This is a genomic window from Curtobacterium sp. HSID17257, assembly GCF_003989515.1.
Lineage (GTDB): Bacteria > Actinomycetota > Actinomycetes > Actinomycetales > Microbacteriaceae > Curtobacterium.
This window is the reverse complement of the sequence record NZ_RBLU01000138.1, coordinates 1-7,309: the sequence shown is the minus strand read 5'-3', so window position 1 is coordinate 7,309 and position 7,309 is coordinate 1. Positions and strand designations below refer to the sequence as shown.

Here is a 7,309-nt window from a genome sequence, read left to right as displayed (position 1 = left end):
CGGCGGCGAGACGCCGGCGTCGGTGCGAGACGCCGCGTCCGCCGGGAGACGACGCCGGATCCGAAGGCGTCTCGCAGGCAGGGCGGCGTTCAGCACACACACCGGCGTCTCGCAGGCAGGGCGGCGTCTCGCCGGCACGGCGGCGTCCCGCGCACACACCGGCGTCCCGTCGGCGCGCCGGTCGACCGCGGGGTGAGGACGGACGGACGGGAGGCGCGGTACCAGCCGGCACCGCGCCTCCCGTCCGTCAGGTGGTCCCGAGGACCGCGTCAGAGCAGCAGCAGGACCCCCGCCACCACGGCCGCGAGGGCGATCGCGAACGCGATGAGCAGCAGCACCAGGTGCACGGTGTAGAACGTCGTCGGCTTCCCGGCTGCGTCGCGCGCACGGCCGTCCTTCGCGACCCGCTGGAAGAAGCGCGGCCAGGTCACGACGTTGAACACGGCGGCGACGAACAGGACGATGGCGGCGAAGACGGTCACGCGACGATCCTAGCCAGCGAGGACGGACCGGCCCCTGACCCGAGCGCTGCCGGAGCGAGAGCCCGGGGGTGCTCGGCCGCCCCCAACGCGGCCGAGACCTCCCCGGTGTGCCGGACGACGAGGAGCCCCGTCGTGTAGCACGTGCTACAGACCCTACACGGCCGCGCGCCGAATCGTCGAGCGCTGCTCGGGAACGTGACCGGACCGATGCAGACGAGCTGGCTCAGACGGTGTCGCGGGGAGCGTCGAGCACCTCGTCGAGCGCCGACTCCGCCTCGGCGAGGACGACCCGCTCGTCGGCTTCCAGGGGTCGGCGCGAGCGTCGGGCGCCGTCGTTGATCTCGACGATGGTCCGGCTGAGCCGCGTCGCGGTGTCCTCGGTAGCCGGGTACGCGTTGTCGGTACCGATGCGGTCGTGCAACGGCTCAAGGGCGGCCAGTGCGGCGTCGATGCGGCGGGCGCGACGCCGACGGGCGAGCTGGTGACCGACGACGAGCAACAGCATCCCCGACGCCATGCACAGCACCGCACCGGGCGTGGTGACGTCGTAGGGCGGCGTGAGCGCACGGGTGACGTCGAGGCGCCCCACGACGTGCGCGACGTCCATGACGGCGACGACCACCATCCGCACGACACCGAGGACCCCGCCGAGCACGATCACCCACAGGCCGACGAGGTCCGCGGCGGTCCGGGCCTCGCGCAGACGCATCAGGCAGATCACGCCCGTGGCACCGACCGCGGTGCCCAGGTACGTGGTCTGCGCGATCGAGTACACGGCCGCCGCAGGTTGGTCCCCCGCGACGAGCATGAACGTCGTCGTGGTCGGCGGCCGGTCGAGCGCGAGGAACGCCGCCACGACCACCACCACGACGACGACGAACGCGACGATGATCGCCGTCCGCAGCCACCGCCACGCGGCGCCGACGGCCTTCGCGACCCCCCACAGGAGCGTGCTCGTCCCGGCGACCATCAGGCAGTCGCTGACGACCGTGACCACGTTGCGGCCGCCGACGATCGGGTCGAGCCAGCGGTACAGCGGGTCGACGTTCGCGACGATCGTCGCGGTGAAGAGCAGGAACGTCACCGCGAGCGTGCGGTCCTGGCCGCGCTGCAGGCGGAAGAGCACCACCGTCCCGACGACGAGGACCACCGCCATCGCGACGGAGACGATCACCCGAAGACCCCGCGGAAGGCGCTCGGACGGCCCCGGTTCGACCGGATCAGGGCGGCGAGGCGGTCGGCGAAGAGCTCGGCCTCGTGCTCGTAGGCGTTCGAGAACAGCCCACGGGCGAGGGCACGCTCGACCTTGTACTCGGGGACGTCCGGGATCACGTCGCGCACGTACGCCGACTGGGCCGCGTGCTCCGAGTGCCGGTGCAGCACGTGCCCGAGCTCGTGCCCGATGACGAACGAGCGGAAGGTCGCCGAGGTCGTCGGCGAGATCATCACGAGGTGCTGGTGCTCGAGGGTCGCCACGAAGCCGCAGACCGGCTCCGCGCTGAGGAACGACTCCTCGCGCACGACGACCGGCTTGCCGACGTGGTCAGCGGCAGCGGCGACGGCCTGGTCGATGTCCGACCAGCCCTCGGCCGCGCCACGGGTCCAGAAGGCCTCGACCGAGGCGTCCGTCACGCCGCACCCCCTCGTGCCGATTCCTCCTCGAGCACCCGGGCGATGCGCCGCAGGGCCTCGGGTGAGAGCTCCCCCGGGAACGTGCGGGCGGCGAACCCGCTCACCCGGGCCGACCGGAGTGCGCGCACGAGCTCGATCTGCGCGCCGATGCGCTCGGGGACGGCGCTGTCCTCGAGCAGGAAGCGCTCGTCGACCTCGAAGAACCCGGCGAGCAGGCGCAGGAGGTCGGTGTCCCGGTTGCGGCGGCCGTCGCCGGACAGCATGTACGTCCACTTGGCGCGGGAGAGCGAACCACCCTGTGCCGCGACGTACTCCTCGATCGCCGCGAACGGCACGGGAGCGCCGCGCTGCGACTCCTCGAAGTCGAGCAGCAGGTTGAGCCGACGGGCGAGCTCGGCTGCGTCGAGCGCGCCACCCTTGGGATCCGCGGTCGTCATGTCGATCGGACTCCTCCCCAGTCGCCGGCTGTGCAGGCCATGGTAGCGCGGGGCACCGACGACACGCGGCTACCCTCGACGACGTGCCTCGCCACTTCCCGTCGACCGTCGCCGGCACCGTCGAGCACGAGATCGTCGTCACCAGGTCGCGGTTCCTCACCACGATCGTCCCCGTGACCGGGGTCGAGGACGCGGACCGTGTCATCGCCGACGTCCGGCGTCGGTACTGGGACGCGCGGCACAACTGCTCCGCCATGGTCACCGGGGTCCTCGGCGACCAGGCGCGTTCCTCCGACGACGGGGAGCCGTCCGGCACCGCCGGTGTCCCGATGCTCGAGGTCCTCCGCCGTCGCGACCTGACCGACGTGGTCGCCGTGGTGACCCGGTACTTCGGTGGCGTGAAGCTGGGGGCGGGCGGACTGGTCCGCGCGTACTCGACCTCGGTGTCCGAGACCCTCGACCGCGTCGCCCTCGTGCACCGCGTCGAACTGACCCGCGTCGCGGTCACGGCGCCCCACGCCGACGCCGGCCGGATCGACAACGTGCTGCGGCAGTGGGTGCAGCAGCACGGAGCCACCTTCGACGACCCGACCTACGGCAGCGCGGTCGACTTCACGCTCTGGGTCCCCCAGGACGCCGTCGACCTCCTGCAGGCCGACCTCGCAGCGGCGTCGGGAGGCGGGTTGACGCCCGTCGTCGGCGGGACGCGCGTGGTCGACGTGCCGACCCGCTGACGGCGCCACGGTCGATCGCGGCCGGGCACGGGTCCGGCACGGGTCCGGGTCGGGCTCCGCGATAGGTCGCACGGATCTGCGTTCCGAAGGCACCCCGCGCGTGTCGCCCGCGAGCGGCGCCGATCGGCAGCTCCGGGGGAACGACGAAGGCCCGGTCGGAGTGATCCGACCGGGCCTTGCTGGTGCGCCCCCTCGGACTTGAACCGAGAACCCACTGATTAAGAGTCAGTTGCTCTGCCAATTGAGCTAGAGGCGCATGGTGTTCAGTTGTCTGTCGCTCCCGCACTTCCGTGCTGCAACGGGAAACAACATTAGCATGACTTTCGCGTGCTCACGACCACCCGGGCACCGCGACCGAACAGGAGCCCCATGACGGACCGTCTCACCGCCGGCGACACCGCCCCCGACTTCACCCTGCCGGACCAGGACGGCGTGCAGCACCGCCTCGCCGACCTGCGCGGCCGCAAGGTGATCGTGTACTTCTACCCCGCGGCGTCGACCCCGGGCTGCACGACCGAGGCCTGCGACTTCCGCGACAACATGTCGTCGCTCCAGGCGGCCGGGTACGAGGTCCTCGGCATCTCGAAGGACGAGCCCGCGAAGCTCAAGACCTTCCAGCACGAGCAGGCACTGACCTTCCCGCTGCTCAGCGACCCCGACCTGACCGTGCACCAGGCGTACGCCGCCTGGGGCGAGAAGAACAACTACGGGAAGATCGTCACCGGCACGATCCGGTCGACGATCGTCGTCGACGAGGACGGCGCCGTGCAGCTGCCGCTCTACAACGTCAAGGCGACCGGGCACGTCGCGAGCCTGCGGAAGAAGCTCGGCCTGGTCTGAGACCCGGCCCCACGACGGACGGGAGGGACGCTGCCAGCTGGCAGCGTCCCTCCCGTCCGTCACGGCGTCACGTGGTCACGTGGTCACGGCCGGTCGTCGCGTGCGTCGCGTGGGACGAGCCACCCGGTCACGGCGCGGGAGAGCACCAGGGTGAGCCCCAGCAGCGCCGGGACCAGGAGGACCCAGCCGACCCAGGCGACGCGGAAGACGCCCTGGAACGCGCCGATCGCCAGGGCGCCCTGCATCACCTGCCAGACGAGGATGCCGGCGCGCACCCAGGCGTGGCGGTTGCGGAGGCCGACGACGAGCGAGACCAGCCAGAGCGCGGCGACGGCGCAGAGCAGCGTGAGCGCGATCGCCGACGCGATGCTCGACGACGGGGCGACGATCGACTCCACGAGCAGGACGACGGTCGTGACGACGAGCGCGAGTGCCTCGAGCCCCACCACGACGAGCAGGGTCGTGACGGCCGGCGGGCGACCCGGGACGTGGTCCGGAGCGGTCGGGGTGGTGTCGGGCACAGCAAGCCTCCAGCATCGGGACCCTTGATTTGGTCATCCCAGTATGGAACGATATTCGAGGTCGTTTGGACGGCACGATGTGGTGTGCGTCTCCCGCGGTTCGACGCTTCTCCCCCGAGCGTCCAGCGGGCGTCAGACTCGCTCCCAGCGGAAGCCTCCCCCACAGGTTCCCCTCGTGCCCTGTGCATGCCAGCGTTCCGATCCCCGAGCCGCGGCCCCGGCCTGCCGTTCGAGCATCGACATCAAGGAGCACCACACATGGACTGGCGTGACCAGGCAGCCTGCCTCACCGCGGACCCCGAGCTCTTCTTCCCCGTTGGGAACACCGGACCGGCCGTCGACCAGATCGAGAAGGCGAAGTCGGTGTGCGCTCGCTGCACCGTCACCGAGATGTGCCTGCAGTACGCCCTCGAGAACAACCAGGACTCGGGCGTCTGGGGCGGCCTCAGCGAGGACGAGCGCCGTGCGCTGAAGCGTCGCGCCGCCCGCGCCCGCCGCGCCTCCTGACCCAGCGCACCTGACACCACGACGCCCGTCGCTCCCCTGCGGAGCGGCGGGCGTCGTCGTGTGCGCGACGGGCGCGGGGCCCGGTTCCGAACCAGCGATCCGACATCGAACCAGCGCGCGGGGCTGGTTCGATGTCGCATCCGTGGTTCGATGCGGCGCTGCTCGCCGCGCCGGGTCGGGTCAGGCGGCGCCGGCGGCGGTCAGCCAGCGGAACGGGATCGTGATCGTGACCTCGGTCCCGCTGCCGGTGAGGGTGTGCCAGTCGATCGTCCCGCCGAGCTCGCCCTGGATCAGCGTCCGGACGATCTGCGTGCCGAGCCCCGACCCCACCTTGCCCTCCGGCAGGCCGACGCCGTTGTCGCGGACCTGGATGTCGAGGTGGTCGTCAGCACGGTTCGCGACGATCTCGACCTCGCCGTCACGTCCGTCGAGACCGTGCTCGACGGCGTTCGTGACGAGCTCGGTGAGCCCGAGGGCGAGGGGCGTCGCAGCCTCGGAGGGCAGCACGCCGAACTCACCGGTCTTCTTCGGGCGGACGGTCGTGTTGTGCGACGCGGCGACCTCGGTGACGAGCTTGAGCACCGAGTCGAACACCTCGTCGAAGTCGACGTTCTGGCTGAGACCGGTCGACAGGGTGTCGTGCACGACGGCGATCGCGGCGACACGGCGCATGGCGTTCTGCAGCGAGGTGCGGGCCTCGTCGGAGTGGGTCCGTCGGGCCTGGATCCGGAGCAGCGACGCGACCGTCTGCAGGTTGTTCTTCACGCGGTGGTGGATCTCGCGGATCGTCGCGTCCTTGGTGATGAGCTCGCGCTCCTGGTGGCGCAGCTCGGTCACGTCGCGGCAGAGCACGATCGCGCCGATGCGCTCACCGTGGTCGCGCAGCGGGATCGACCGGAGCGACACGGTCACACCCTTCGACTCGACGTCGGCACGCCACGGCGCACGTCCGGTCACGACGAGCGGGAGGGACTCGTCGACGTCGAGCTTGGAGCCGATGAGCTCGGTGGTGACCTCGGCGAGGGACTTCCGCTCGAGCTCCCCCTCGAAGCCCATCCGGTTGAACGCGCTGAGGCCGTTCGGGCTCGCGAAGGTCACGGTCCCGTTGGTGTCGAGGCGCAGCAGCCCGTCGCTCGCACGGGGTGCCCCACGCCGCGGGCCGGCCGGCGCCCCGAGGTCCGGGAAGTCCCCGGTGGCGATCATGCCGAACAGGTCGTTCGCACTCGCGGTGAAGTTGAGCTCCTGGCGGCTCGGCGTCCGCATCTCGTCCTGGTTCGAGTGCCGGGTGACGACGGCGATCGGTCGGTCGGTCGTCTCCGTGCTGTTCGTGTTCAGCCGACGGAGCACCGGGATCGCACGGACGCGGGTCGGGGTGTCCTCGTACCAGTCCGGCTCGGCCGAGTCGACGACGGTGGCGCTCGCGAAGCACTGGGTCACCTGGTCGCGCCACTCCTCGCGCATCTCCTGCCCGACGATGTCGCGGTAGAACAGCGTCGCCGCCGAGCTGGGCCGTGCGTGGGCGACGGCGACGAACGAGCCGTCCTCGGCCGTCGGCACCCAGAGGACCATGTCCGCGAAGGAGAGGTCGGCGAGCAGCTGCCAGTCCCCCACGAGCAGGTGGAGCCACTCCACGTCCGCTTCCGAGGATCGGCCTTGCGCGAGGACGAGGTCACTGAGGGTCGACACCCGGCCAGTCTAGGTGCGCCGATCTGTGGAGAACGACGCTCCTCCACAACCACGAGCCATGAACATTTCAGATGTTCCATTCGTCCGTACGCTCGGGTCCGGAGGGGACATGGCGGCAGGAGAAGCACGTCCGATCACGGACGACGAGCAGGAGGAGCCGGTCACGAGGACGCTCGTCCCCGTGACGGGCGTCGCACCGACCGACGAGCCCGCGCCGGCGGCAGCGGTCACGGACGATCCCGCCGCGCCGCCGACACCGGACGTCGTCGACACCGCACGTGCGCTCGGGCTGTGCGTGGTCGAGGTCCTGACCGGCGGGCGTGAGGTCGACAGCATCGCACGGTGGATCACCGAGGACGTGCAGCGGCACCTCCTGCAACGCGCTGCGGTGGCGGCTCGCGCGCGGTCGGTCGGACGACGCCCCCGAGCACGTCCGCTCCTGCAGGTCGGCAGTGTCCGGGTGTGCGAAA

The 7,309-nt window shown here is 71.2% G+C and carries 10 protein-coding genes and 1 tRNA gene; 4 read left to right on the top strand and 7 right to left on the bottom strand.

Going from position 1 to position 7,309, the window contains the following annotated elements; all coding sequences use genetic code 11:
• Positions 1-269 precede the first annotated feature (269 nt).
• The 4 genes from D8M35_RS14635 to D8M35_RS14620 all read right to left on the bottom strand — a co-directional run bounded on the left by D8M35_RS14635 (position 270) and on the right by D8M35_RS14620 (position 2,551).
• Positions 270-482, bottom strand: a complete 213-nt coding sequence (locus D8M35_RS14635; RefSeq protein ID WP_126892500.1) for an SCO4848 family membrane protein — start codon at positions 480-482, stop codon at positions 270-272.
• 223 nt (positions 483-705) lie between these two features.
• Entirely contained in the window at positions 706-1,656 is a 951-nt protein-coding gene (locus D8M35_RS14630) for a hypothetical protein (RefSeq protein ID WP_126892499.1), read from the bottom strand.
• Entirely contained in the window at positions 1,653-2,114 is a 462-nt protein-coding gene (locus D8M35_RS14625; protein ID WP_126892498.1) for an ImmA/IrrE family metallo-endopeptidase, read from the bottom strand. Before D8M35_RS14625 ends, D8M35_RS14630 begins: the two co-directional genes overlap by 4 nt.
• Entirely contained in the window at positions 2,111-2,551 is a 441-nt protein-coding gene (locus D8M35_RS14620) for a hypothetical protein (protein WP_126892497.1), read from the bottom strand. Before D8M35_RS14620 ends, D8M35_RS14625 begins: the two co-directional genes overlap by 4 nt.
• A gap of 83 nt (positions 2,552-2,634) precedes the next feature.
• Between D8M35_RS14620 and D8M35_RS14615 the strand changes: the two genes are divergently transcribed.
• Positions 2,635-3,285, top strand: coding sequence for a YigZ family protein (locus D8M35_RS14615; protein WP_126892496.1), 651 nt, complete (start codon positions 2,635-2,637; stop codon positions 3,283-3,285).
• 180 nt (positions 3,286-3,465) lie between these two features.
• On the opposite strand, the gene D8M35_RS14610 is transcribed toward D8M35_RS14615, so the two are convergent.
• Positions 3,466-3,541, bottom strand: a tRNA-Lys gene (locus D8M35_RS14610).
• A gap of 113 nt (positions 3,542-3,654) precedes the next feature.
• Between D8M35_RS14610 and bcp the strand changes: the two genes are divergently transcribed.
• Entirely contained in the window at positions 3,655-4,125 is a 471-nt protein-coding gene (gene bcp, locus D8M35_RS14605; protein ID WP_126892495.1) for a thioredoxin-dependent thiol peroxidase, read from the top strand.
• Positions 4,126-4,208: 83 nt separating this feature from the next.
• On the opposite strand, the gene D8M35_RS14600 is transcribed toward bcp, so the two are convergent.
• On the bottom strand, positions 4,209-4,646 hold the full coding sequence (locus tag D8M35_RS14600; protein WP_126892494.1) for a hypothetical protein: 438 nt from the start codon (positions 4,644-4,646) through the stop codon (positions 4,209-4,211).
• Between the two features lie 258 nt (positions 4,647-4,904).
• Here D8M35_RS14600 and D8M35_RS14595 point away from each other — a divergent pair, with 258 nt between their 5' ends.
• Positions 4,905-5,153, top strand: coding sequence for a WhiB family transcriptional regulator (locus tag D8M35_RS14595; protein ID WP_022904217.1), 249 nt, complete (start codon positions 4,905-4,907; stop codon positions 5,151-5,153).
• 180 nt (positions 5,154-5,333) lie between these two features.
• Here the strand turns inward: D8M35_RS14595 and D8M35_RS14590 are convergent, their stop codons facing one another.
• Complete coding sequence (locus tag D8M35_RS14590) at positions 5,334-6,839, bottom strand: sensor histidine kinase (RefSeq protein WP_126892493.1); 1,506 nt, start codon at positions 6,837-6,839, stop codon at positions 5,334-5,336.
• Positions 6,840-6,948: 109 nt separating this feature from the next.
• Between D8M35_RS14590 and D8M35_RS14585 the strand changes: the two genes are divergently transcribed.
• Positions 6,949-7,309 (top strand): Rv3235 family protein (locus D8M35_RS14585; RefSeq protein WP_238638250.1); only part of this gene is annotated, 361 nt, incomplete at its 3' end.